This window comes from Brucella tritici (genome assembly GCF_902825325.1).
GTDB lineage: Bacteria > Pseudomonadota > Alphaproteobacteria > Rhizobiales > Rhizobiaceae > Brucella.
Genome location: NZ_CADEAR010000069.1, coordinates 1 through 750, shown reverse-complemented (window position 1 = coordinate 750; position 750 = coordinate 1). Strand labels below are relative to the sequence as shown.

Genomic DNA, 750 nt, shown 5'->3' with positions numbered 1-750 from the left:
GTTCCATGGAAGTAGGTCGTCGATGCGGCTTTGGGGATGTCCAAGTGCGATAGCGGTGAGAGTTGCCTTGAGATAGGCAAAGGGTTCGATACCGTTGATTTTACAGGTTTCGATCAGTGAAGCGATGCGCCCCCAGGTGATGCCGCCTTCGTCGTGACCTGCAAAGAGCGCGTTCTTGCGATTGAGAGCGATGGGCCGGATGAGATTTTCGACCCTGTTGGAGTCGATCTCTACGCGACCATCCGTCAGGAATGTTTGCAGGCCGTCCCATTGGTTATGGATATAGGCGAGCTTTTCTCCCAGACGGGATTTGGCGGATACCTTGCAACGCTGTGCCTGAAGCCATTCACCGAAGGTCACCACCAGGGGCGCGGTTCGGATCTGGCGAGCGGACAGGCGTTGGCCCGGTGGGATGCCGCGGATATCGGCTTCGACTGCATAGAATTCGGCAATGCGGCGTAAGCCTTCGGCGGCAATCTCGGAGCCGTCCCGGTCGAAGACCTCCTTTAGCTTGCGCCTTGCATGCGCCCAGCAATGGGCCATCCGAATGGGCACGCCGCCCTTGCGAGAGGGTTTGGTCAACCGATTGTACCCTTGATAGCCATCGACCTGCAGAATGCCGTCAAAACCGCTCAGGAAGGTTTCGGCATTCTCGCCCGCTCGACCTGGGGCATAAAAGTAGACAACGCCGGGCGGATCCTCGCCGCCCCATGGCCGGTCATCGCGGGCCAGTGCCCACAAATATCCGGT

1 protein-coding gene is annotated in these 750 nt (G+C 58.8%); it reads right to left on the bottom strand.

Annotated elements, in window-relative coordinates; all coding sequences use genetic code 11:
• Positions 1 to 750, bottom strand: a 750-nt coding sequence (gene tnpC / locus HWX93_RS22690) for an IS66 family transposase (RefSeq protein WP_176038815.1), incomplete at both ends; no start/stop codon positions are given.